Origin of the sequence: Mycobacterium sp. 1165196.3 (assembly GCF_001673415.1) — a bacterium.
Taxonomy (GTDB): Bacteria; Actinomycetota; Actinomycetes; order Mycobacteriales; family Mycobacteriaceae; genus Mycobacterium; species Mycobacterium europaeum_A.
In genome coordinates, this window is the sequence record NZ_LZLU01000119.1 from 25746 (window position 1) to 49442 (window position 23697).

The window sequence follows — 23697 nt, forward strand, 5'->3', positions numbered from 1 at the left end:
TCCTAGCTCTCGGCCAGGTAGCGGTGGACCAGCATGACGGCCATCGACCCCTCACCGACGGCGGCGGCGACCCGTTTGGCCGAGGTCGAGCGGACGTCGCCGGTGGCGAACACGCCGGGCACGCTGGTTTCCAGGTGATGCGGCGGGCGTTCCAACGTCCAGCCGCACACGTTGCGCAGGTCCGGTCCGGTCAGGATGAAACCGTGGTCGTCGCGGGCCAGCACCCCGTCGAGCCAGTCGGTGCGCGGGGCGGCGCCGATGAAGATGAACATCCGCGCGCAGGTGACGTCCTCGATCTCCCCGGTGCGGTTGTTCACCAGCCTCAGCTGCTCGAGGTGGCCGTCGCCGGTGGCGCGCTGCACCTCGGTGCAGGTCAGCACGTTGATCTTGGGGTTCGCCTCGATCTGCTGGATGAGGTAGTAGGACATCGACGCCTCCAGCGACGGGGCGCGCACCACGATGTTGACGGACTTGGCCGTCCGGGACAGGTACATCGCGGCCTGGCCGGCCGAATTCGCCCCGCCGATCACGTAGACCTCTTCGTCTTCGCACTCCGGGGCGACCGAGATGGCCGCGCCGTAGTACACGCCGCAGCCGGTCAGCTCGGTGCAGCCCTCCGCCTGCAGCTGGCGGTAGGACACCCCGGTGGCCAGGATGACGGCGTGCGCGTCGATCGAGCCGCCGTCGGCGAACCGCACGGTGCGCTTGGATCCGTTCACCTCGAGGGCGACGGCCTTACGCGCGGTGATCAGCTCGGCGCCGAATTTCTCCGCCTGCCGCCGCGCCCGGTCGGCCAGCTGCCCGCCCGAGACCCCGTCGGGGAAGCCCAAATAGTTCTCGATGCGCGAGCTCTGCCCGGCCTGGCCGCCGGTGGCGATGTGCTCGATGAGCACGGTGCGCAGCCCCTCGGAGGCGCCGTACACGGCGGCGGCCAGGCCGGCGGGCCCACCGCCGACCACGATCAGGTCGTAGAACTCCTGCGACGGCGTGGTGGTCAGGCCCAGCGTCTCGGCCAGCTGCGCATCGGTGGGCTCGACCAGGGTGTCGCCGCGCTGGGTGATGACCACCGGCAGTCGCCTGCCGTCCTCGCCGGCCGCGCTGAGCAGTCGCTCGCCGGCGGGCTCGTCGGCCATGAACCAGGTGTAGTAGAGGCCGTTGCGGGCCAGGAAGTCGCGGACCTGCCACGACCGCGCCGACCAGCGGTGGCCGATCACCTTGGTGTGCGGGATGGGGTGCTCGGGCGCGGCGCGCCAGGCGTCCAGCAGCCCGTCGATGACCGGGTAGAACTTCTCCTCCGGGGGATCCCACGGCTTGAGCAGGTAGTGGTCCAGGTCGACGACGTTGATCGCGTCGATGGCGGCGTGGGTGTCGGCGTAGGCGGTCAGCAGCACCCGGCGGGCCGCGGGATACAGGTCCATCGCCTGCTCGAGGAACTCGATGCCGCTCATCTGCGGCATCCGGTAGTCGGCGATGAGCAGCGCGACGGTCTCGCCGCGCAGTTTGAGCTCCTTTAGCGTGCCCAGGGCGTCGGGCCCGGATTCCGCGCGCACGATCCGGTGCTGCTCGCCGTAGTGGCGGCGCAGGTCGCGGGCGACCGCCCGGGACACCGAGGGATCGTCGTCGACGGTCAGCATGACGGGCTTGCGCGGTTGCGCTGCGGCCTCTGGCGGGCCCGAGGGGGCCGAGGGGTTAGTCATCGGCGTTAAGTATGCGCTCGTCAGCGGCCGTGCGGGAGGTCGAGCTGGCGGCCCGCGTTCCGCCGGCAGCGATTTTGGTGGAGGGCAATAACCAGGTATCGTGGAACAACGGTGCGGCATCCGCGCCGACTTTTTGTGTGCCAAGTCCCTAGGAATTTCCTGTCACCGGCTCACGTTCCAAGTCGGTGCACTGTCGCGTCGACTAGGCGCAGACGAGAACGAAACTATACGACGAGGATTCTTAACTAGTTATGGCCAAGAAGGACGGCGCCATCGAGGTGGAAGGCCGGGTGGTCGAGCCGCTGCCCAATGCGATGTTCCGCATTGAGCTGGAGAACGGCCACAAGGTGCTTGCCCACATCAGCGGCAAGATGCGGCAGCACTACATCCGCATCCTGCCGGAGGACCGGGTGGTGGTGGAGTTGTCTCCCTACGACCTGTCCCGCGGCCGCATCGTGTACCGGTACAAGTAACCGCGCCTGAGCTCCAACAACCTACGAATAGACAGAACAGGATCGAACTGCCGTGAAGGTGAACCCGAGCGTCAAGCCAATCTGTGACAAGTGCAGGGTGATCCGTCGGCATGGGCGGGTCATGGTGATCTGCTCCGATCCGCGCCACAAGCAGCGCCAGGGCTGACCTGCCCCAGCACCGTCCGGCGACGATGCAGTCCGTGAACGGACTGAGGAGGAGTCGGACGATCCAACCGAACACAACTGAATGCAGACCTCCCAGCACCACTGAGCTGCCTGGCGCGCCAAGCGCCAAAAAAGACGAATCAGCGTCGCTCATCCACGTCCGGTCGGAGGCCGGGCCCCGGTAACACCCAGGTGGGACCGGGAACGGGCTGGGAACAGACCTCCGCCTAGAAAAAAGAGGAAACGCCACCCATGGCTCGACTAGTAGGCGTCGACCTTCCGCGTGACAAGCGGATGGAGATCGCCCTGACCTACATTTTCGGCGTCGGCCGCACCCGGTCGAACGAGATCCTGGCAGCCACCGGCATCGACCGGAACCTGCGCACCCGGGACCTGACCGACGACCAGCTGACCCACCTGCGTGACTACATCGAAGCGAACCTGAAGGTCGAGGGTGACCTGCGCCGCGAGGTTCAGGCCGACATCCGGCGCAAGATCGAAATCGGCTGCTACCAGGGCCTGCGGCACCGCCGCGGCCTGCCGGTGCGCGGCCAGCGGACCAAGACCAACGCGCGCACCCGCAAGGGCCCCAAGCGCACCATCGCCGGCAAGAAGAAGGCCAGGTAACCCCCATGCCACCAGCCAAGAAGGCAGCCTCCGCTCCCAAGAAGGGGCAGAAGACCCGTCGCCGGGAAAAGAAGAACGTCCCGCACGGCGCCGCCCACATCAAGAGCACGTTCAACAACACGATCGTGACCATCACCGATCCGCAGGGCAACGTCATCGCCTGGGCGTCGTCGGGTCACGTCGGGTTCAAGGGCTCGCGGAAGTCGACGCCGTTCGCCGCGCAGCTGGCCGCCGAGAACGCGGCCCGCAAGGCGCAGGAGCACGGCGTGAAGAAGGTCGACGTGTTCGTGAAGGGCCCGGGCTCGGGCCGGGAGACGGCGATCCGGTCGCTGCAGGCCGCCGGTCTGGAGGTCGGCGCGATCTCCGACGTCACCCCCCAGCCGCACAACGGCGTTCGCCCCCCGAAGCGACGCAGGGTCTAGGAGGAAAAGAACCCAATGGCTCGTTACACCGGACCCGTCACCCGCAAGTCGCGCCGGTTGCGCACCGACCTCGTCGGCGGCGACCAGGCGTTCGAGAAGCGCCCCTACCCGCCCGGCCAGCACGGCCGCGCGCGGATCAAGGAAAGCGAATACCTGCTGCAGCTGCAGGAGAAGCAGAAGGCCCGCTTCACCTACGGCGTGATGGAAAAGCAGTTCCGTCGCTACTACGAAGAGGCCGTGCGCCAGCCCGGCAAGACCGGCGAAGAGCTGCTGCGCATCCTGGAAAGCCGGCTGGACAATGTCGTGTACCGCGCCGGCCTGGCTCGCACCCGCCGGATGGCGCGTCAGCTGGTCAGCCACGGACACTTCAGCGTCAATGGTGTGCACGTCAACGTCCCGAGCTACCGGGTGTCGCAGTACGACATCATCGACGTGCGGGACGGCTCGCTGAACAACGTGCCGTTCCAGATCGCGCGGGAGACCGCGGGCGACCGCCCGATCCCGAGCTGGTTGCAGGTGGTGGGGGAGCGTCAGCGCATCCTCGTCCACCAGCTGCCCGAGCGGGCGCAGATCGACGTGCCGCTCGCCGAGCAGCTCATCGTCGAGTTCTACTCGAAGTAAAGACCCCCTGCGCTGAACCGGCGCAGGTCTGCGACGATCGCAAGCGCGGCGAAGCCGGGCGCAGCGGGTCGGAGCGGGCAACACAGCGGCATCAAATAGCGGGTGCCGAGAAGGAGAAGAAGAAACACCATGCTGATCTCTCAGCGACCCACATTGTCGGAGGAAGTCCTCACCGACAGCCGCTCCCAGTTCGTCATCGAGCCGCTGGAGCCGGGATTCGGTTACACCCTGGGCAATTCGTTGCGCCGCACGCTGCTGTCCTCGATTCCGGGTGCGGCCGTCACCAGCATCCGCATCGACGGCGTGCTGCACGAGTTCACCACCGTGCCGGGCGTCAAGGAAGACGTCACCGCGATCATCTTGAACCTCAAGAGCCTGGTGGTGTCCTCCGAGGAGGACGAGCCGGTCACCATGTACCTGCGCAAGCAGGGCCCTGGTGAGGTCACCGCGGGCGACATCGTGCCGCCCGCCGGTGTCACGGTGCACAACCCCGACCTGCACATCGCGACGCTGAACGACAAGGGCAAGCTCGAGGTCGAGCTCGTCGTCGAGCGCGGCCGCGGCTACGTGCCCGCCGTGCAGAACCGCGCCTCCGGTGCCGAAATCGGCCGCATCCCGGTCGATTCCATCTATTCGCCGGTGCTCAAGGTCACCTACAAGGTGGACGCCACCCGTGTCGAGCAGCGCACCGACTTCGACAAGCTGATCCTGGACGTCGAGACCAAGAGCTCGATCAACCCCCGCGACGCGCTGGCGTCGGCGGGCAAGACCCTGGTCGAATTGTTCGGTCTGGCACGCGAACTCAACGTCGAGGCCGAGGGCATCGAGATCGGGCCGTCGCCGGCCGAGGCCGACCACATCGCGTCGTTCGCGCTGCCGATCGACGACCTGGACCTGACGGTGCGCTCCTACAACTGCCTCAAGCGCGAGGGCGTGCACACCGTCGGCGAGCTGGTCAGCCGCACCGAGTCCGACCTGCTCGACATCCGCAACTTCGGTCAGAAGTCCATCGACGAGGTGAAGGTCAAGCTGCACCAGCTGGGCCTGTCGCTCAAGGACAGCCCGCCGAGCTTCGACCCCTCGCAGGTCGCGGGTTACGACGTCGCCACCGGCACCTGGTCTTCCGAGGCGTCCTACGACGACCAGGACTACGCCGAAACCGAACAGCTGTAACGGCCGTCCGGTGACGATGCGGCCGTGCAGCGGCCGCTGAGGAACCGGACACAACTGACGAAAGTCCGTCCCGGCCCTACCTGATACGGGGGCCGGCCACTTCAAGGAGATAGTCGCAATGCCCAAGCCCACCAAGGGACCTCGCCTCGGCGGGTCGTCTTCGCACCAGAAGGCGCTGCTCGCCAACCTGGCCACCTCCCTGTTCGAGCACGGCCGGATCAAGACGACCGAGCCCAAGGCGCGGGCGTTGCGGCCGTACGCGGAGAAGCTGATCACGCACGCGAAAAAGGGTGCGCTGCACAACCGTCGCGAGGTGCTGAAGAAGATCCGCGACAAGGACGTGGTGCACGCGCTGTTCGCGGAGATCGGCCCGTTTTACGCCGACCGCAACGGCGGCTACACCCGCATCATCAAGGTCGAGCCGCGCAAGGGCGACAACGCCCCCATGGCCGTGATCGAGCTGGTGCGGGAGAAGACGGTCACCTCCGAGGCCGACCGGGCGCGACGGGTGAAGGCTTCCAAGAAGTCCGACGCCCCGGTCGCCGCGGCGGCGGCGCCTCAGGCGGCCGTCGAGCCCTCCGAAGCCGTCGGCCCCACGGCCGAGGAGGCCACGGCCGAGGAGACCACGGAGGCACCCGAGGTTTCGCAGGCCACGGAGGCGGAGGCCGCCGCCGAAGAAAAGCACGACGAGGCCATCGAGGCGCGGGCCGAGGCCGAGAAGGCCGAAGAGGCTGACGAGGCTGACGAGAGTTAGCGAGGACGTCCGTCTGCGGCTCGATATCGCCTACGACGGAACCGGTTTCGCGGGCTGGGCCACTCAGGCCGGCCAGCGGACCGTGGCCGGGATTCTCGACGAGGCGCTGACGACGGTCTTCCGCACGCCGGTGCGCCTGCGCGCGGCGGGCCGCACCGACGCCGGCGTGCACGCGACCGGGCAGGTGGCCCACGTCGACGTGCCGGCCGACGCGCTGCCCAACGCCTATCCGCGCGCAGAGCTTATCGGCGAGCCGGAGTTCTTGCCGCTGCTGCGCCGGCTGGGTCGATTCCTGCCCACCGACGTCCGGGTCGTCGACATCACCCGCGCGCCGGCGGGTTTCGACGCCCGGTTCTCGGCGCTGCGTCGTCACTACGAGTACCGACTCTCGACGGCGCCCTGGGGGGTGCAGCCGCTGCAGGCCCGCTACGTCACCGCGTGGCCTCGCCCCCTGGACGTCGAGGCCATGGCGACGGCGTCGCGAGACCTGTTGGGACTGCACGATTTCGCCGCGTTCTGCCGTCATCGCGAGAACGCCACCACCATCCGCGATCTGCAGCGCCTGGAGTGGACCCGCGACGGCGACCAGATCACCGCGCAGGTCTGCGCCGACGCGTTCTGCTGGTCGATGGTGCGCTCACTGGTCGGGGCGCTGCTGGCCGTCGGCGAACACCGCCGCCCGGTGTCCTATTGCCGCGAATTGCTCAGCGCCACCGAGCGATCCAGCGACTTCGCCGCCGCGCCGGCGCACGGGCTTTCGCTGGTCGCCGTGGACTACCCGCCAGACGACCAGCTGGCCGCGCGCAACCTCATCACCCGCGACATCCGCTCGCGCTAGACCCGGGACGCCACGAAAGTCGCAGCCTTGGTGGTCAATCCGGGCACGTAGCCCAGGTGCGAGCTCCACTGCATGCCCGACGAGCAGATCGGGTCGCCCGGGTTGCACAGGTCGATGGTCTTGCCCTCGAAGTTGGGGGACAGGGCGCTCATCAGTTGACCCGCCCGGCCGGACGGGTTGCCGAACAGCGCGACCGCCGCGACGTGATCGGCGGCCGCGGGCGGCAGCGGCTGGCGGTAGCCGAGGCCGGACACCGGTGCGGCCGTGACGATATCGACGACGGCGGCGCCCTGCGAATACCCGCCCAGCACCAGTTTGGTGCCGGGGCAGTTGGCGGCCATCTGCTGGATGTGGGCGCTGGCGTCATTGGCGCCGTTGGCGGCTGCCAGAAAGTCCTTGCTTGCCGGGTAGTTCACCCCATATGCGCCAACGCTTTTGCGAGTCTGCTCGCGCAACGAGCTGACGAAGGCGCCGCCCACCTTGCCGACACCTGGCGGCTCGTCGGTGCCTCGGGCAAACACCACTTCAACGCCGGGGCACGATGCCGACGCATGCGGAACCAATTGGGGGGCAATCAATAACGCGCCCGTCGCGCCAATTCCGATGCCCAGCCCTAACGGGATAAGCCTCACACAGCGATGTTAAGGGGGCGTTGATAACCCGACGGTAACGATTTAGACGAGAGGTGCTTGCGGTGCGGCCGTGGTCGGGACGACCGGGCCGGTTGCGGGCCCCGGACCCCCGTCGTGAATCGACGGGCCCGAACCGGGGGTCTGCCCGTTAACCGGCGACTGCTGGCCGTAGCCGGGTTGCTGCGGGCCGTAGCCGGGGCCCAGGGGCGGACCGAAGGCGGGTGACTGCTGGCCCAGGCCGGCGGCCGCCAGTTTCTGCGCGACGAACGCCGCAGCCTGGGTGGTGTAGACGGGGACGTAGCCCTCGGTGTGCCCGCTCCACTCGTTGCCCTCGCCCGCGTGACAGATCGGGTCGTTGGGGTTGCAATAGTCGGCGGCCTTGGAGCCCAGCATCGCGCTCTTGGTGGGTAGCGACCCTCCGGCGCGGTCGGCCACGTCACCGAAGGTCACGACGGCGGCGATGTCGTTGGCGTATTGCGCGGGCAGGGTGTTGCCCCAGCTGATGCCGCCGATGGGGACCCCGGCCACGATGTCCATCACGGAGGCGCCCTGGGAGTAGCCGCCCAGCACGATCTTGGTGTTGGGGCACTTCTCCACGCTCTTCTTGACCCGGTCGATGGTGTCGTTGGCGCCGTCGCCGCCGTGCAGCTGCAGCTTGCTGGCGGCGTAGTTCACCCCGTAGGGCAGGATGTTTAGGCCGCCCGTCTGCTGGCGCAGCGAGTCGACCAGCGCGTCGCCGACCCGGCCCAGGCCGGGGGGCTCGTTGGTGCCGCGGGCGAAGATGACCTCGACGTCCGGGCAGTCGTCGGCGGAGGCCGTGGGCGCCGCGGCGGGGGTTGCGAGCAGGCCAGCGGCGATAACCAGGGCAGACGCACCCAGACCGAGCAAGCGGCCTGCTGACCGCGCGGTGCCCGCCCGAAGGGTACGTGTGCGGTGAGTTTTCACCGGGCGATTTTACCCAATTTCTGGTCAACCGAAACGCCCGCGACCTGTGGATAACCGCTCTGACGGTGCGAAACGGCGCCGTAGCGTGGGCGTCGACGGATTCATCGGATGGGGAGATCTCGTGCCGCCTCGGCTGGCCACGTGGGTGCAGGTCAGCGCTCACCGATATTTGCTGCGGCGCGTCGAAGGCGCGCTGTTGGGCGAGGGGGTGGGGGCGGCCTGGCCCGGCTCGCGTGGGCGCCGGGCATCGCTGCTGTGCGGATGTGTAGTCACCGCTGTCGCCTTGGCCGGCTGCGCGCTGCTGGCGGTGCTGCGACCGCACGTGGCGCTCGACCGCGCGCGCATCGTGATGAGCCGTGAATCCGGTGCCCTCTTCGTCCGGGTGGGCGACGTCTGGCATCCGGTGCTCAACCTGGCTTCGGCCCGGCTCATCGCGGCGACGGCCGCCAACCCCCAGCCGGTCACCGATTCCGATTTGAGCGCCACCAAACGCGGTCCGCTGCTGGGCATTCCGGGGGCGCCGGAGTCTCTGGGCAGGCCGCTGTCCCCGGACGATACGGATTGGGCGATATGCGCTAGCACCGACGCCAGCACCGCCACGGCCGTCATCATCGGCCCACGCTCCGAGGCGCCACCGGCGCACCGGGTGACCGGCGGGGAAGCGATCCTGGTGGCGACGGCCGCGGGTTCGCCGGCCTATTTGCTCTACGACGGCCACCGCGCGCTGGTGAACCTCGACGACGCTGCTGTCGTGCGCGCGCTGCGCCTCGAGCGCCGGGCGCCGGTGACCGTCTCGCCAGCGTTGCTGAACGCCGTGCCGGAGGTGCCGCCGATCGCACCGCCGCGGATCCGCGGCAGCGGCACCAGGGCGCCGGGACTGCCCGGGCTTCCGGTCGGCAGTGTGCTTCGCATCACACGCGCCGACGGCGACGAGTATTACGCGGTGCTGGTCGCCGGGGTGCAACGCATCGGCCAGGTTGCCGCCGACCTGCTGCGCTTCAGCAACCCGCAGGGCACGACCAACGCCGTCACCGTCGCCCCCGACGCCATCCGGTCCGCTCCCGTCGTCACCGAGCTGCCGGTCGCCCTCTTTCCCGACCGGCCGCCGACGTTCTCAGATCCCGCCGGCACGTTGTGCGCCAGCTGGGAGGGAAAGAGAACCGGCGTCGCCTTAATGGCGGAGGCCGGGCTGCCCATCCCGGCCGGCCGGACGCCGGTGGCCTTGGCGCAAGCCGACGGTGACGGCCCCGCGCTGGACGCCGCGTACGTTCCGGCCGGGCGAAGCGCCTACGTGCGGGCGGGCGACGGCGCCGGCACCCGCTACCTGATCACCGACACCGGCGTCCGGTTCGCCGTTCACGACGACGACGCCGCGCGCGACCTCGGTCTCACCGACGCGGCGCCGGCGCCGTGGCCGCTGCTCACGCTGTTGCCGGCCGGCCCGGAGCTGAGCCGGCGGAACGCCTCAATCGCCCGCGATGCGGTCGCGGGCTCGCCGTAGGCGGCCTCGGGCGGCCCCGGCGGCCACCGCGATCGTCAGCACAACCAGGCAGATCGCGGCCCCACGCAGGGCAGTGTCCCGGGCGCGGGAATCGCGCGGCCCGACCGGCGCCGGCGCTGCGATCGGCGCGGGCGCCGGCGATGGGGCGGGCCTGTCGGCCGGTGCGCCGGTGCCGGCGCTGACCGCGGCGAGCGGGTCGATGGTGCCGTTGCCGACGAGGGGATCCCACCCCGCGGGTGGATGACGCGCCGTCGCCTTGATGCGCTGCATCACCTGGCGGGCGGTCAGCGCCGGGAAGCGAGCGCGGATCAGCGCGGCCAGCCCGCTGACCATCGGGGCGGCATAGCTAGTGCCGGACACCGGGTCCGGCGCGAGTGACGTCACCGCCTCACCCGGCGCGGCGACATCCACCCAGGGACCGGCCAGGGTGAACGGCGAGGGCGTCCCGTCGGCTTTGACCGACCCGACGGTCAGCACGTAGTCGTCGTACCAGGCGGGACTGACGGTCACCGTGAGGGTCTGCCAGGTGGCATCGCCACGTTGGGGCGGGCACTGTCCGGCGCCGCCGGTGTTGCCCGCCGCGGCCACGACGACGGCATTCTTGACGTCGACGGCGTAAGCCAGTGCGGCACCCAACGCACGGTCATCGGGCGCCTGGGCCGCCGGTGTGCACGCCACCGAGGAAATGTTGATCACCGAGGCCCCCAGGTCGGCGGCCGTCCGGACGGCCTTCGCCATGGTGTCGACATCGCCGACCCCGATCCGGGATCGGTCGCCGGTCGGGGTGAATTTGGCACTGGACTGGCGAATGCTGATCAAGGTGGCCTCCGGTGCCACCCCGCTGAAACCGTCGGACTTGGACTCCGTTGTGGCCGCGAGGATTCCGGCCACCAGAGTGCCGTGCGCATCGCAATCCTGCGTGCCGTCGCCGGTGGATACGTAGTCACCCCCGGGCACCACATCGGGCAGTCGCCGATGTCGCGAGATGCCGGTGTCGATGACCGCGACCCGCTGTCCGGTGCCGCGGCTGAGTTGCCACACCGCCGACAGGTCGCCGAGATTCGCCGGTCGGTTGCGGCCCGGTCCCGAGTCGGCAGTCAGCGTGGCGCAGACCTCGCGTTGTGTGGTCGGCCACGGGGGCGCCGGCCGCGCCGGTATGGGCAACCACCTGTCGTCGACGTCCGGGGGCGAAACAGCCTGCGCCGTCGGGCTTCCGAGCGCGGCCGCCAGCGTCAGCGCCGACACCGTCAGCAGGCGACCGGCGCGCGGGCTCATCATCGGAGGCTCACACCGCGGACCGCGCCGTAGAGTCCACATATCCAGCAGGTCAGGGGAACCATCGCGGCCAGCGCCAGCCATTCCAGTTGTCCGACACCGCGGCGCACGACGGCCGAGGCGGGCCGCGCCGGGGCGACGAACCCGAAATACATGGCCACGACGACCGACACCGTGGTTGCGGCCGCGACCCAGGGTACGTGCACCGCCGCGCGCGCGGCGGTCACGCCGAATGTCGTTGCGGCGATGACGATTCCGCTGATCGCGAACACCAGCGTTCGTCTGATGTCGGCGGACGGGGAGCGCAGCAGCAACAGCGCGGCGGTGAGGGTGCCGAACGCGGTGCACGACAGGCGCGGCGCTCCGGCGAGCACGGTGGCGATCGCTCCCAGGGCGGCCGATACCGACAATCCCGCCAGCAGACCCGTCAACCAGCTGTCGGCGCGCACCGCTTGGCGGCACACGGCCGCGTCGCCCGGGTCGGTCTTGGGCACCCCGGATGTTCCCAGCCGGGGCGCCAACCCCGCCAGCGTGATCGATGCGCGCGGCGCCACTGAGAGCAGGCCCAGCGACACCACCCCCGCCGCCGAGGCGATGGCGCACAATGGCGCCCCGCCGATCATACCCGCCAACGCCGCCAGCGCGATCACCACCGTGCAGCACGAGACGGCCGTTAAAGTGACTGAGCTGCAGCTTGTTACGCGCATCGCCACCACCGAGGTGACCCCGGCCGCCGCTGCGGCCAGCAAGACGTGGGGAACGCCGGGCGCACCCGGCACCGCCACGAATCCGGCGAGCCCGGCGAACGCCGTCGCGATCGCACTCAGCGCAAGCCCGGCGGTCCGGTCCCCATGGCCGCGGTGCGCGATGGTCGCCAGCCCAAGGGTGAGGACAGCGGACGAGAGCAATACGGCGGTCGTGGCAGCATCACGGCGCCCATTGCCGCCCAACGCATTACGCAGGATCACCAGCCCTCCGGCCGCACCCAACAGCATCGCCGCCGCCGCGCCGATCAGGCGGACCGCGTGCCGGTGCAAGGATTCGTGGTGCGGCTCGGTGGCCGGGTCGAGTGCGGCCGCGACGGCGTCCGCCACATCGAAGTAACGGGGGCCGGGCAACGGTGTGGTGCTTCTGCTCAGCAGCAGGGTCGCACCGTCAGCGATGCCGTGCTGGGCCAGCGTCATCGACGGATCCAAGCCGGCCGCGGCCGGCGGCGACAGGCGGTAGCGCACGGCGTCGCCGTCGGGGCAGTCGACACCGAGGAGGTCGACGATCGACGGAAGCAACACGGCGACAGGGATTTCGGCGGGCAGGGCGACATCGACGGCTGCGGTCTGCCAATGCACGCAGACGCGTCGCAGCCCGGTATCGATTGCAGGCAACGGCGAACCCTTCGGTCGGACTGAGGCACAACATAACCGGGTTCGAGCGTTGCGGTGTCCGGCTGTCCACAGGTGACTTGTCGCCGATGTCGGTGCTACTTACCGTCATCGCACCGGGAAGGGGATGAGGTGACCCAGAGTTTGCCGGCGGTGTCGGGGATGCCGGCCGCGGAGATCGTTGTTGACGCACCGCCGGGCCTCCCGCCCGCGGCAGCATCGGGCTTGTTGCCGCGGCTACTTCCCGTGGTGCTGTCCCTGGTGTGCATGGGCCTGATGGCCGCCGTGCTCAGTGCCGGGAACGGTCCGGCCCGCACTCCCATGTTTCTGGCATTTCCCGCCATGATGCTGGTCTCGGCCGTGCTGACCGCGCTGACCGGTGGCACCCGCCGTCGCGGCGGTGGCATCGACGCCGACCGCGACCAATACCTCGACTACCTGAGCGGGCTGAGCCGGTCCGTGTCCGAAATCGCCGCGGCACAGCATTACTCGTCGATCCGGGACCATCCCGATCCCGACACGCTGTGGACCTTGATCGGCGGTCCGCGGATGTGGGAGCGGCGACCGGACGGTGCCGAATACGGCCTCGTGCGCATGGGCGTTGGCCCCCAGCCACTGGCTCGCCGATTGGTCGCGCCGTCGCTTCCTCCGCCGCAGCATCGCGATCCGGTCACCGCGCTGGCGCTACGGCGCTTCCTGGAGGCGCACGCGACGATCCGCGCGCCGGTCGTGATCGACCTTCGGGGCGGGGCAGTGGTGCGGGTCGACGGCGACCCGGCCGAGGCGCGCGGGTTACTGCGGGCGATTGTCTGCCAGCTCGCGGTGCTGCACGCACCCGATCAAGTCCTCATCGCCGCCGCCATCGACGATGAGAACCGCGAGCGCTGGGACTGGTTGAAATGGCTGCCGCACAACCAACATCCGACCGATGCCGACGCGGTGGGCCCGGCGCGGATGGTCTATTCGGGTGGTGCGCAGGCACGGCGCGCGCTCGCCGCGGTGCAAGGAGCCCACGTGGTGGTGGTCACCGATCTGGCCGACGGCACCGGCCCCATCGTCGGCGCGACCATCCTCGGCGTGGGCAACGCCCGCGAGGGCGCACCGCTGAGCATCCCGGCGCCGGACCCACCGGCGCCGGGATGGTGCCCCGACCAGATGTCGCCCATCGACGCGCTGGTTTGCGCCCGCCGGCTGGCCGGGTACCATCCGCACGCGGACAGCTCGAGGGGTGCGGGCCCCAATTGGCCGGAGCTGACGGGGCTTTCCGATCCCGACCGTTTCGACCCGGCCACGCTGTGGCGCGGTCAACGCCACCGCGACCGCCTTCGCGTACCGATCGGAATCACCGCGCAGGGTGCGCCCATCGAGCTGGACGTCAAGGAGTCGGCCGAAGGAGGGATGGGCCCACATGGGCTGTGCATCGGCGCCACCGGGTCGGGCAAGTCGGAGCTGCTGCGGACCATCGCGCTGGGCATGATGGCCCACAATTCGCCGGAGGCGCTGAACCTGCTGCTCGTCGACTTCAAGGGCGGCGCAACGTTTCTCGACTATGCGAGCGCCCCGCATGTGGCGGCGGTGATCACCAACCTGGCCGACGACGCGCCGCTGGTGGCCCGGATGCGCGAGGCCCTGGCCGGCGAGATGAACCGCCGCCAGCAAGTGCTGCGGACGGCGGGCTGCGTCAGCGTCACCGCATACGAGCGCGTGCGGGCGGCCGGTGCGGCGTTGCCCCCGCTGCCCACGCTGTTCGTCATCGTCGACGAGTTCTCCGAATTGCTCAGCCAGCAACCCGATTTCGCTGACACGTTCGTCGCCATCGGCCGTCTGGGCCGGTCGCTGGGCGTGCACCTGCTGCTGGCCAGCCAGCGCCTCGATGAGGGCCGGCTACGTGGGCTGGACGCCCACCTCTCGTATCGACTCTGCCTGAAGACGCTGTCGGCCGCCGAATCCCAAACCCTGCTGGGCAACCTCGACGCCTACCGATTGCCAAGCGCCCCCGGTTGCGGCTTCCTGCGAGTGAGCGGCGGCGAACCGATTCGCTTCCAGGCCGCCTCCGTTTCGGCGCCGCTGCCCACGTACACGCCGGCTCGGGTCCCCGTCGCGACGGCCGGTGGCGTGCGGGTGTTCAGCACCGGCGCCACCGGTGCCGTCGCCCGGGCCGTCACGGCGAGGGGGAAGCCCGAAAGGAACATCTCGCACGCCGTCCTGGACCGGTTGTCCGGCCAAGGCCCGCCCGCGCACCGGGTTTGGCTGCCCCCACTCGGGCCGGCACCGGCGCTGCAGACCCTACTGGCCGACGCCGACCGCATGCCGGGACGCCTGACGGTGCCCATCGGCAGCGTCGACCGCCCCTTCGATCAGTGCCGGACACCGCTGATCGTCGATTTGTTCGGGGCCGCAGGCCACGTGGCCGTGGTCGGCGCGCCCCAAGCGGGAAAGTCGACGGCGCTGCGCACGCTCATCACCGCCCTGGCCGCCACGCACGATCCCGGGCAGGTGCAGTTCTACTGCCTGGATTTCGGTGGCGGGGCCCTGTCGACGGTGCACGCGCTGCCCCATGTCGGCGCGGTCGCCGGACGCGCGGATCCCCGGCTGGCCGGCCGGATAGTCGCCGAATGCGAGTCGGTCATTCGTCGCCGCGAAGCGCTGTTTCGGGAGCAGAGCATCGCCTCGATCGCCCAATACCGCCAGGGGCGCATGAGCGACGATCGGTTCGGCGACGTGTTCCTCGTCATCGACGGCTGGGCGAGCGTGCGCCAAGAATTCGAATCACTGGCGGAGCCGATCATCGCGCTGGCGGCCCACGGGCTTTCGTTCGGCGTGCACCTGGTGTTGTCGGCAACGCGGTGGGCCGAGGTCCGGCCTTCGCTGCGGGACCAGATCGGCAGCCGCATCGAGTTACGGCTGGGCGACCCCGCCGATTCCGAAATCGACCGCCGGGCCGCGCAGCATGTGCCGCGCGACAGACCGGGCCGAGGTCTTTCCCCCGAGGGCCTGCAGATGGTGATCGCCGCGCCCATCGCCGAGGTCCCCGCCGGTGCGTCGGTCGCCCCGCCGATACCACTACTGCCCCTGCGGGTGGATCGCGAGGATATCGTTCGCGGATCGAAACCGGATCCGGGCGCGCCGATGGTGCTGGGTCTGCGGGAGCGGGAATTAGATTTGGTGGCAATCGATTTCGCACGAGTGCCGCATCTGCTCGTGCTGGGCGACAACGAGTGCGGCAAGACCGCCACGCTGCGGACATTGTGCCGAGAGATCGTGCGGACGAGGACGCCCACGCAGGCCCGGCTGTTGCTCGTCGACTTTCGCCGCACCCTGCTCGGTGTCGTCGAATCGGACCATCTCGACGGCTACGCGATGTCACCCGCCGCCCTGGCCGTATCGCTGCAAAACCTGCTCGAGTCGCTGCGGACGCGGATGCCGCCGCCCGACGCCAGCCAGGCCCAATTGCGCAGCGGCACCTGGTGGTCCGGACCGCAGCTCTACGTCATCGTCGATGACTACGACCTGGTCGCCACCCCGGCGGGCAACCTCCTGGGGCCGATCGTCGAATTCTTGCCGTACGCGGCGGATCTGGGATTGCATTTGGTCATTGCCCGGCGCAGCGGCGGCCTCGAGCGCGCGATGTTCGAGCCACTGCTGGCGAGCCTGCGCGACCTCGGTTGCACGACGCTGACGATGAGCGGATGCCCGGGCGACGGCGGGTCGTTCGGTTCCACTCAGTCGCTGAGATTGCCGCCGGGCCGCGGCGTGCTGACCACTCGCGGCGGTGGCGAAGAACTCGTCCAGGTCGCCTGGAGCCCGCCATGAACGAGCATCCCGCGATCGTCGAAGCCGGCCCGGGCACCATCCGCCGATTATGTTGCGCCACAGGCACTGTCGTTGATGCCGAGTCGCTCGACACCGTGCGGGCCGCGCTGGATGCGATAGACGACCGGGTGGCGCTGGTGGGGGAGCGCCCGGTGGCCGTTGACGCGCTGTGGGAAACCGCGCTGCGATCGGCAATCCGCGGGCACTGCGAGGCGCTGGTGGTCGTGCATCCGTCGTGGTGGTCGGCCGCGCGGCTGGGGGTGGTGCGCGCGGCCGGTGCCGCCGTGGCGGGCGAGGTCCGGACGCGTACGCGGTCGTCGCTGCTGATGCAGGCGTCCGGCGCCGCGCCGGACGCGACCGTGGTGGTCGAAATCGCCGAGCGACTGGTGGCGATCACCACCAGTGAGGTCACCGCCGTACCGCGCAATGCCGAACCGCAGTCCGTCGCCCACGACGTCGCGGACATCGTCGCCGGGATGGCCCCCGCGGCCGTGCTGATCGACACGCCGAGCACCGTCACCGGTGCGTCGGCGCTGGCGACGTTGATCGCCGACGCGGTGCGCGGAACCGGACCGGAAAGCCCGAACACTCACCAGATCAACGACATCCGGCTGGTCCGGCTCGCACGGCCCGCCCGCCCCGCGCGGGCTGCCGGCCCATCCGCCGGCGCCGTCCGATGGCGCGGTCGCACGCTGAGCGCGCTCGGGGCGGCCCTGATCGTCGTCGCCGCGGCGGCGCCGACGGCGCTGACCAGGGGCCGGCCCGGCGCCGCGGCGCCCAAACCGGTGGCAACCGCGCCCACAACCTTTCTGGTGGAAGGCCGGGTGGCGCTGTCGGTCCCGACGACCTGGTCGACGCAACGGGTGCTCAGCGGGCCGGGCTCGGCGCGCGTACAGGTCACGTCCCCGACGGATCCCGACGTCGCCTTGCACATCACCCAGTCCCCGGTAGCGGGCGAGACACTGAACGGCACCGCGGACCGGTTGAAGCGCGCGATCGACGCCGAGCCCCCCGGCGTATTCGTCGACTTCGACCCGTCCGCAACCAGCGCCGGCCGACCGGCGGTGACGTACCGCGAGGTGCGCGCCGGCCATCAGGTGCGCTGGACCGTGCTGCTGGACGGCCCGGTCCGGATCAGCATCGGCTGCCAGAGCCGGCCCGGCGACGAAAACACCGTGCGCGATGCCTGCGAACAGGCGGTGCGATCGGCCCACGCGATCGGCTGAAAACTCGGTGGAACCAAAGGGCCACGGCGCAGGTCGAAATTGGTATGTCCGGAAATGCACTGAGCGCCGACTTCGACCTGATGCGGTCGGTCGCGGGTACCACCGACGTCCGCAACGAGGAAATCCGGGCGATGCTGCAGGCATTCGTCGGCCGCATGAACGGCGTGCCGCACTCGGCGTGGGGCGGGCTGGCGGCCGCGCGCTTCAAGGACGTGATGGACCGCTGGAACGCCGAGTCGCTGAGGCTCTACCACGCGCTGAGCACGATCGCCGGCACCATTCGGCACAACGCCGCCACCCTGCAGGAGGCCGGCCATAACCACGCACACCACATCGCCGCCGCCGGCGGAAACCTGTGAGGAGAGAGGATCCCCGTGGACCCGGTGCTTTCCTATAACTTCGGCGAAATCGAACACTCGGTGCGCCAGGACATCCACGCCACGTCTGCCCGGTTCAACGCCGCGCTCGACGAGCTGAGCTCGCAGATCGCACCGCTGCGGCAACTCTGGACCAGCGAAGCGGCCACCGCCTACCAGGCCGAACAGCTGAAATGGCATCAGTCGGCGACGGCGCTCAACGAGATATTGGCCGAGCTGGGAAACGCGGTACGCGACGGCGCCGAAGAGGTGGCCAACGCCGACCGCCGGGCCGCCGGCAGCTGGGCGCGGTAGCGGCCGAAGGGACACCGCGCGGTTCGAGCCGCGCCGTGAGACTGTGTGGTCCTGACGGGGGAGAGCCGTCGGGACCACACAGTCATTTTGACCTGCGGGGACGCCGGTCGGTAAGCTGCTCCGTTGGCGTGCGGTACGCCGGGGCCTCGGGTCAATGTCGGTCGCCGAGACCAAGCCCTTACCGCGAACGCCTGACCGGCCCCCGGCTCATACCGGGATCCACCTCGAGAAAAGAAGGTAAGCGCTGTGCCTACGTACACGCCAAAGGCGGGTGACACCACGAGGTCGTGGCACGTCATCGACGCCACGGACGTGGTGCTTGGCCGCCTTGCCGTCGCGGCAGCCACCCTGCTGCGCGGCAAGCACAAGCCGACGTTCACCCCCAATGTCGACGGCGGTGACTACGTCATCGTCATCAACGCCGACAAGGTCGCGTTCAGCGGCCAGAAGCTGGACAAGAAGCTGGCTTACCGCCACTCGGGGTATCCCGGCGGTCTGAGCAGCCGGACGATCCGCGAGCTGATGGACAAGCACCCCGACCGGGTCGTGGAGGACGCGATCGTCGGCATGCTGCCCAAGAACAAGCTGGCCCGCCAGATCGCGCGCAAGCTGCACGTCTACGCCGGCCCGACGCACCCCCACGCCGCACAACAGCCCGTCCCGTACGAGATCAAGCAGGTGGCCCAGTGACCGAAACGACCGAGGCCTTGGAAAACCCCGAAGACCCCGAAAACCCGGAGAACCCGGACACCCCAGAAGTCGCAGAAGAAACAGTGGTCGCCGAGGTGACCGAGGCCCCGGTGGAGGCCTCCGAGACCGCCGAAGTCGCCGCGCCCGCCGAGTCCTTCGTCTTCGACCGGCCCATCCAGACCGTCGGCCGCCGCAAGGAGGCCGTGGTGCGGGTGCGCCTGGTGCCCGGCACCGGCAAGTTCAACCTGAACGGCCGCACCCTGGAGGGCTACTTCCCCAACAAGGTGCACCAGCAGCTCATCAAGGCCCCGCTGGTCACCGTCGACCGGGTGGACAGCTTCGACATCTACGCGCTGCTGCACGGCGGCGGCCCGTCGGGGCAGGCCGGCGCGCTGCGGCTGGGCATCGCGCGGGCGCTGATCCTGGCGCAGCCCGAGGACCGGCCGCCGCTGAAGAAGGCCGGCTTCCTCACCCGTGACCCGCGTGCCACCGAGCGCAAGAAGTACGGCCTGAAGAAGGCCCGCAAGGCGCCTCAGTACAGCAAGCGCTGATCGAGCGATCGCTATCCGGCCACAACTTGGCATCGCGGTGCACAAGTTGTGGCCGGTTGCGGCGTGTCTGCGCCCCGGCATGGCCGGTTTCATTCACAAAGGAACGGGCACGTTAGGTGCTAGCCCGACAACTGTGAGAGGTTTGTTCGCATGGGTCGACTATTCGGCACCGACGGTGTCCGTGGGGTCGCCAATCGCGAGTTGACCGCCGAGCTGGCGCTGGCGCTGGGTTCGGCGGCGGCGCGGCACCTGGCGAGCGCGCCGGCACCAGGGCGGCGGGTCGCGGTGATCGGCCGCGATCCGCGGGCCAGCGGCGAAATGCTGGAGGCCGCGGTGATCGCGGGGTTGACCAGTCAGGGCGTCGACGCGCTGCGAGTCGGGGTGCTGCCCACCCCCGCGGTCGCCTACCTGACCGGCGCTTACGACGCCGACTTCGGGGTGATGATCTCCGCGTCGCACAACCCGATGCCCGACAACGGCATCAAGATCTTCGGCCCCGGCGGCCACAAGCTCGACGACGGCACCGAGAATGACATTGAAGCGTTGCTGGCTGATGTCCCTGTCGATCCCGGGCTGCGCCCGGTTGGCGCCGGGATCGGGCGGGTGATCGACGCCGAGGACGCGGCCGACCGCTACCTGCGCCACCTGAGCAAGGCCAGCACCCTGCGCCTGGACGGCTTGACCGTGGTGGTGGACTGCGCCCACGGCGCGGCCTCCGCGGTGGCCCCGCGCGCCTACCGCGCGGCCGGCGCCCGGGTGATCGCCATCAACGCCGACCCCAACGGCCTGAACATCAACGACAACTGCGGGTCGACGCACCTGGATTCGCTGCGCGCGGCGGTCGTCGCGCACCGCGCCGACCTGGGCCTGGCGCACGACGGCGACGCCGACCGGTGCCTGGCCATCGACGCAGGAGGCAACCTGGTCGACGGCGACCACATCATGGTGGTGCTCGCGACGGCGATGCACGAGGCCGGCGAGCTGGCGTCCAAGACGCTGGTCACCACCGTGATGAGCAACCTGGGCCTGCACCTGGCCATGCGCTCGGCGGGAATCACGGTGCGCACCACCGGTGTTGGCGACCGTTACGTCGTGGAGGAGTTGCGGGCCGGCGACTACAGCCTGGGCGGCGAGCAGTCCGGGCACATCGTGATGCCCGCGCTGGGTTCGACCGGTGACGGCATCGTCACCGGCCTGCGGCTGATGAACCGCATGGTGCAGACCGGCTCGTCGCTGGCCGAGCTGGCCTCGGCCATGCAGACGTTGCCACAGGTACTGATCAACGTCACCGTCGCCGACAAGGACACCGCCGCCAGCGCGCCCGCGGTTCAGACCGCCCTCGGGCAGGCCGAGGCCGAGCTGGGCGACACCGGCCGAATCCTGTTGCGCCCCTCAGGAACCGAACCGATGATCCGCGTCATGGTGGAAGCGCCGGAAAAGGACACCGCCGCGCGGATCGCCACCCGGGTCGCCGAAGCGGTCAGCGACGCGCTGTAGATCTCCTAACCCAGCGGAACCCCGCCGCGTCGGCGGGCGTCGGATAAGGCATGAAATCCGTTGGGGGAACACGACCCTTTGCCGTCACCCGGTTCGACGCGCCGGCCACACAGCGGGTCGCCAATCAATTCGCCATGGCGGCCGACTTCATCGACCGCGCGGTGAGCGATCACCTGGCCAGGCTGGCGTTCGGCGAGGCCGCCGCGGGGCGGGCGCACACCGCGCGCGGTGACGCCCTGCGCGTCGAAGTCGAGCGGCTGGTGGCGCAGGTGTCGCAGTGGGGGCGCGCGTCGGGGGAGATCGCCGTCGCGCTGCGGTCCAGCGCCGAACGCTACGCCGACGCCGACCTGTATGCCGCGGCGCGGATCGCCTAGCCGATGGCCGACCGGTTGGACGTGGCCGCCCGGCTCGCCGAGGGCCGGGATTTTGTCGAGCACACCCAGGCCTATGTGCAGGCCTGTCATGCGTTGGGCTACGAAAACGCTGATCTGACAACGCATCCCGCCCGCGTCCGGGAGTGGTATGCGGGCGAGGACGGCCTGGACCTGCGCGCGCTGGACCGCGACTGTGCGGAGCTGCGGGCGGCGGGCGTGGTGGCGGCCGAAGCGTTGCGCATGCAGCGCGCCCAGGTGGCCGAGCTGGCCGCGGCGTGGACGGGCCCGGGCGGGGACGCCGCGGTGCAGCTGTTGCAACGGCACTGCGACGCCGCGGACGCCGTTGCCAGCGAACTGCGCGCGGCGGCCCAACGGTACGAGTCACTCCGCGACAACCTGTGGTACCTGGTCGATTCGGAGGTGGCGACCGTCATCACCGTCGACGACCGGGTGCGTGCCCACCGGCCGGCATGGCTCGCCGCCGCTGCCGCCGTCATGGCCGGGGATCGAGACGGCCCGGCGGACGTGATCCGCCAGCAGGTAATGCCCTACGTGGACAACGACATTCGCAACGACTGGTTGACCGCGGTGCGGTCGGCGTCGGACGGGGTCGACACGTCCTACGCCATGGTCATCGACAAGATGGCCGCCGTCCCGACGGCGCGCTTCGAACTTCCCGGTGATCTCGGAACCGGTGTTGCGCCGGTGCCGCTCGCCCCGCCGGCGCAACCCGCACCGACGTTGGCCGCCGCCGCGCCGCTCACCGCCGCGCCCGTACCGGTCACCGCCGCACCGGATTCGGTGAGTCCGGCGCCGGCGCCCGTCGCTGCCGCGCCGCCGCCTCCCGCGGACTGGGGCGCCGGGATCCGCGATGCCCTGGGCATGCCGGCGGACGGCCTGGGCGGACTCGGTGACCTGGGCGGCGGACTCGGTGGTGGCGATCTGGGCGGAGGGCTCGGCGGCGGTGGTCTCGGCGGTGGGGGCGGGCTGCTCGGGCTGGCCGGCCAACTCATCGTGCGGTGGGCGCCTTGGCGTCGGCGTCCTCGAGATCTTGTGGGTGGAACGGGGTTTCGTCCAAGCCATCCTCGCCACCGTCGGTGAAGGGGTCCGCGCCGTCCGGCCCGTCACCCGCCGATCCAATCAGCCCGCCCACCGCATCGATGAGTTGGCCGGCCAGCCCGAGCAGCCCGCCCCCACCGCCGAGACCACCGCCGCCGAGCCGGCGCCGCAGGCCGACCAGGCGAAAACGCCGTGCGAGATTGCCGCCGACCAGCTTCCGCAGGCGGGGCAATGACCGCTCAGACGGGCCGCAGCCGCAAAGCCTCCTCGACGAAGCGCATGGATTCGGCCCGGTCGGTGGACAGCGGGTTCACCAACAGCGTGGTCACCCCGGCCTGGGCGAAGGCGGCCATGCGTTCGGCGACGTATCCGCGCGGGCCGATCAGCGACATGCCGCGCACCAACTCGTCGGGCACCGCGTCGATGGCCTCCTGCTTGCGGCCGGACAGGTACAGCTCCTGGATCCGGTCGGCGACCTCGCCGAACCCGTAGCGCGTCGCCAGATTGTGGTAGAAATTGCGGCCTTTGGCGCCCATCCCGCCGATGTAGAGGCCCAGCTGCGGCTTGACCCAGGCCAGCCGCTCGTCGAGGTTCTCGCCGATGGCCAGCGACGCGTGCACCATCACATCGAGCGGCCCCAGCGCGGGATCGCGTTTGGCGGCACCGGCCGCCAGGGACTCGCCCCAGATCGAGTCGGCCTTGTCCGGCAGATAGAAGACGGGCTGCCAGCCCTCGGCGATCTCGGCGGTGAGCTCGACGTTCTTGGGCCCCAGCGCGGCGATGCTGACCGGAATGCGTTCGCGCACCGGGTGATTGATGAGCTGCAGCGGCTTGCCCAATCCCGTGCCGCGATCCGCGGGCAGCGGCAGCTGATAGTGCTTGCCGTCGTACTGCACGCGTTCGCGCCGCCACACCTTGCGGCAGATCTCCACGATCTCGCGGGTGCGCCCGATCGGGGCGTCGAACGGGACGCCGTGGAACCCCTCGATCACCTGCGGCCCGGAGGTGCCGATGCCGAGGCGGAAACGCCCGTCCGACACGTAATCCAGCCCCGCGGCGGTCATCGCCAGCAGCGACGGGGTGCGGATGTAGATGGGCAACACCCCGGAGGCCAGCTCGACCGAGTTGGTCTTGGCGGCCAGGTATCCCAGCTGGCTGATCGCGTCGAAGGCATACGCCTCGGCCACCACCGCGACCTCGATGCCGGACTTCTCGAGTTCGACCACGCGATCCACGGCCTCGTGAAAGCCGCCCGAATAGTTCAGAGCGATCCCGATTCTCATCACTGACACTTACCACGCTGCCGCGCGGCCC

The 23697-nt window shown here is 70.0% G+C and carries 23 protein-coding genes and 1 pseudogene; 18 read left to right on the forward strand and 6 right to left on the reverse strand.

Annotated features, from left to right (window positions below):
* Positions 1-2: 2 nt before the first annotated feature.
* Complete coding sequence (locus A5659_RS13000; protein WP_066866265.1) at positions 3-1697, reverse strand: FAD-dependent oxidoreductase; 1695 nt, start codon at positions 1695-1697, stop codon at positions 3-5.
* A 251-nt stretch (positions 1698-1948) separates the two neighbouring features.
* Here A5659_RS13000 and infA point away from each other — a divergent pair, with 251 nt between their 5' ends.
* The 8 genes from infA (at position 1949) to truA (ending at position 6770) form a co-directional block, all read left to right on the forward strand.
* Complete coding sequence (gene infA / locus A5659_RS13005; protein ID WP_003418601.1) at positions 1949-2170, forward strand: translation initiation factor IF-1; 222 nt, start codon at positions 1949-1951, stop codon at positions 2168-2170.
* Positions 2171-2222: 52 nt separating this feature from the next.
* On the forward strand, positions 2223-2336 hold the full coding sequence (gene rpmJ / locus A5659_RS26985; protein WP_003879483.1) for a 50S ribosomal protein L36: 114 nt from the start codon (positions 2223-2225) through the stop codon (positions 2334-2336).
* Positions 2337-2587: 251 nt separating this feature from the next.
* Positions 2588-2962: a 30S ribosomal protein S13 gene (gene rpsM / locus A5659_RS13010; protein WP_007773477.1), complete on the forward strand. Its 375-nt coding sequence runs from the start codon at positions 2588-2590 to the stop codon at positions 2960-2962.
* Positions 2963-2967: 5 nt separating this feature from the next.
* On the forward strand, positions 2968-3384 hold the full coding sequence (gene rpsK / locus A5659_RS13015) for a 30S ribosomal protein S11 (RefSeq protein ID WP_008260256.1): 417 nt from the start codon (positions 2968-2970) through the stop codon (positions 3382-3384).
* Positions 3385-3399: 15 nt separating this feature from the next.
* Positions 3400-4005, forward strand: coding sequence for a 30S ribosomal protein S4 (gene rpsD / locus A5659_RS13020; protein WP_066866267.1), 606 nt, complete (start codon positions 3400-3402; stop codon positions 4003-4005).
* Between the two features lie 129 nt (positions 4006-4134).
* On the forward strand, positions 4135-5178 hold the full coding sequence (locus A5659_RS13025) for a DNA-directed RNA polymerase subunit alpha (protein ID WP_007773471.1): 1044 nt from the start codon (positions 4135-4137) through the stop codon (positions 5176-5178).
* 118 nt (positions 5179-5296) lie between these two features.
* Complete coding sequence (gene rplQ / locus A5659_RS13030; RefSeq protein ID WP_066866270.1) at positions 5297-5932, forward strand: 50S ribosomal protein L17; 636 nt, start codon at positions 5297-5299, stop codon at positions 5930-5932.
* The gene (gene truA, locus A5659_RS13035; protein ID WP_082976048.1) at positions 5910-6770 is read left to right on the forward strand and encodes a tRNA pseudouridine(38-40) synthase TruA; all 861 of its coding nucleotides are present in this window, start codon (positions 5910-5912) and stop codon (positions 6768-6770) included. Before rplQ ends, truA begins: the two co-directional genes overlap by 23 nt.
* Here truA and A5659_RS13040 read toward each other — a convergent pair.
* Both A5659_RS13040 and A5659_RS13045 read right to left on the reverse strand, forming a co-directional pair.
* Entirely contained in the window at positions 6767-7402 is a 636-nt protein-coding gene (locus tag A5659_RS13040; protein ID WP_066866274.1) for a cutinase family protein, read from the reverse strand. The genes truA and A5659_RS13040 overlap by 4 nt on opposite strands.
* 42 nt (positions 7403-7444) lie before the next feature.
* Positions 7445-8347: a cutinase family protein gene (locus A5659_RS13045; protein ID WP_197497996.1), complete on the reverse strand. Its 903-nt coding sequence runs from the start codon at positions 8345-8347 to the stop codon at positions 7445-7447.
* Between the two features lie 121 nt (positions 8348-8468).
* On the opposite strand from A5659_RS13045, the gene eccB reads away from it, so the two are divergent.
* On the forward strand, positions 8469-9848 hold the full coding sequence (gene eccB, locus A5659_RS13050; RefSeq protein ID WP_066866350.1) for a type VII secretion protein EccB: 1380 nt from the start codon (positions 8469-8471) through the stop codon (positions 9846-9848).
* Here the strand turns inward: eccB and mycP are convergent.
* On the reverse strand, positions 9813-11126 hold the full coding sequence (mycP, locus tag A5659_RS13055; RefSeq protein WP_066866277.1) for a type VII secretion-associated serine protease mycosin: 1314 nt from the start codon (positions 11124-11126) through the stop codon (positions 9813-9815). The two genes, eccB and mycP, sit on opposite strands and share 36 nt — an antisense overlap.
* Positions 11123-12505 carry a type VII secretion integral membrane protein EccD gene (eccD, locus tag A5659_RS13060; RefSeq protein ID WP_066866279.1) on the reverse strand — a complete coding sequence of 461 codons (1383 nt, stop codon included), beginning with the start codon at positions 12503-12505 and terminating at the stop codon, positions 11123-11125. Before eccD ends, mycP begins: the two co-directional genes overlap by 4 nt.
* A 159-nt stretch (positions 12506-12664) precedes the next feature.
* Here eccD and eccCa point away from each other — a divergent pair, with 159 nt between their 5' ends.
* The 9 genes and pseudogenes from eccCa (at position 12665) to A5659_RS13105 (ending at position 22618) form a co-directional block, all read left to right on the forward strand.
* On the forward strand, positions 12665-16315 hold the full coding sequence (gene eccCa, locus A5659_RS13065) for a type VII secretion protein EccCa (protein ID WP_067181605.1): 3651 nt from the start codon (positions 12665-12667) through the stop codon (positions 16313-16315).
* On the forward strand, positions 16312-17541 hold the full coding sequence (locus tag A5659_RS13070) for a type VII secretion-associated protein (protein ID WP_067181608.1): 1230 nt from the start codon (positions 16312-16314) through the stop codon (positions 17539-17541). The genes eccCa and A5659_RS13070 overlap by 4 nt, the downstream gene beginning before the upstream one ends.
* A 44-nt stretch (positions 17542-17585) precedes the next feature.
* Complete coding sequence (locus A5659_RS13075) at positions 17586-17900, forward strand: WXG100 family type VII secretion target (protein WP_067181611.1); 315 nt, start codon at positions 17586-17588, stop codon at positions 17898-17900.
* Positions 17901-17909: 9 nt separating this feature from the next.
* Positions 17910-18212, forward strand: coding sequence for a WXG100 family type VII secretion target (locus A5659_RS13080; RefSeq protein ID WP_156748984.1), 303 nt, complete (start codon positions 17910-17912; stop codon positions 18210-18212).
* A 246-nt stretch (positions 18213-18458) separates the two neighbouring features.
* A complete protein-coding gene (rplM, locus tag A5659_RS13085; protein WP_066880449.1) occupies positions 18459-18902 on the forward strand; it encodes a 50S ribosomal protein L13 in 444 nt (147 codons plus the stop codon).
* A gap of 95 nt (positions 18903-18997) precedes the next feature.
* The gene (rpsI, locus tag A5659_RS13090; RefSeq protein WP_197497998.1) at positions 18998-19453 is read left to right on the forward strand and encodes a 30S ribosomal protein S9; all 456 of its coding nucleotides are present in this window, start codon (positions 18998-19000) and stop codon (positions 19451-19453) included.
* Positions 19454-19603: 150 nt separating this feature from the next.
* Positions 19604-20950, forward strand: coding sequence for a phosphoglucosamine mutase (gene glmM, locus A5659_RS13095; protein ID WP_066866308.1), 1347 nt, complete (start codon positions 19604-19606; stop codon positions 20948-20950).
* Positions 20951-21000: 50 nt separating this feature from the next.
* Positions 21001-21324 (forward strand): hypothetical protein, encoded by a 324-nt coding sequence (locus A5659_RS13100; RefSeq protein ID WP_067181614.1) that lies wholly within the window; start codon positions 21001-21003, stop codon positions 21322-21324.
* A 3-nt stretch (positions 21325-21327) separates the two neighbouring features.
* Positions 21328-22618, forward strand: a pseudogene (locus A5659_RS13105) (hypothetical protein).
* A gap of 4 nt (positions 22619-22622) precedes the next feature.
* Here the strand turns inward: A5659_RS13105 and A5659_RS13115 are convergent.
* Positions 22623-23666, reverse strand: a complete 1044-nt coding sequence (locus tag A5659_RS13115; protein ID WP_067020131.1) for an LLM class F420-dependent oxidoreductase — start codon at positions 23664-23666, stop codon at positions 22623-22625.
* Positions 23667-23697 lie beyond the last annotated feature (31 nt).

Excerpts from the sequence above, each read along its gene's own strand:
- eccCa (WP_067181605.1), top strand. The coding sequence starts at position 12,665 with ATGCCGGCCGCGGAGATCGTTGTTGACGCACCGCCGGGCCTCCCGCCC.
- mycP (WP_066866277.1), bottom strand. The coding sequence starts at position 11,126 with ATGATGAGCCCGCGCGCCGGTCGCCTGCTGACGGTGTCGGCGCTGACG.
- A5659_RS13025 (WP_007773471.1), top strand. The coding sequence starts at position 4,135 with ATGCTGATCTCTCAGCGACCCACATTGTCGGAGGAAGTCCTCACCGAC.
- rpsM (WP_007773477.1), top strand. The coding sequence starts at position 2,588 with ATGGCTCGACTAGTAGGCGTCGACCTTCCGCGTGACAAGCGGATGGAG.
- A5659_RS13075 (WP_067181611.1), top strand. The coding sequence starts at position 17,586 with ATGTCCGGAAATGCACTGAGCGCCGACTTCGACCTGATGCGGTCGGTC.
- A5659_RS13070 (WP_067181608.1), top strand. The coding sequence starts at position 16,312 with ATGAACGAGCATCCCGCGATCGTCGAAGCCGGCCCGGGCACCATCCGC.
- rpsK (WP_008260256.1), top strand. The coding sequence starts at position 2,968 with ATGCCACCAGCCAAGAAGGCAGCCTCCGCTCCCAAGAAGGGGCAGAAG.
- infA (WP_003418601.1), top strand. The coding sequence starts at position 1,949 with ATGGCCAAGAAGGACGGCGCCATCGAGGTGGAAGGCCGGGTGGTCGAG.
- glmM (WP_066866308.1), top strand. The coding sequence starts at position 19,604 with ATGGGTCGACTATTCGGCACCGACGGTGTCCGTGGGGTCGCCAATCGC.
- A5659_RS13100 (WP_067181614.1), top strand. The coding sequence starts at position 21,001 with ATGAAATCCGTTGGGGGAACACGACCCTTTGCCGTCACCCGGTTCGAC.
- A5659_RS13000 (WP_066866265.1), bottom strand. The coding sequence starts at position 1,697 with ATGACTAACCCCTCGGCCCCCTCGGGCCCGCCAGAGGCCGCAGCGCAA.
- rplQ (WP_066866270.1), top strand. The coding sequence starts at position 5,297 with ATGCCCAAGCCCACCAAGGGACCTCGCCTCGGCGGGTCGTCTTCGCAC.
- rpsD (WP_066866267.1), top strand. The coding sequence starts at position 3,400 with ATGGCTCGTTACACCGGACCCGTCACCCGCAAGTCGCGCCGGTTGCGC.
- A5659_RS13115 (WP_067020131.1), bottom strand. The coding sequence starts at position 23,666 with ATGAGAATCGGGATCGCTCTGAACTATTCGGGCGGCTTTCACGAGGCC.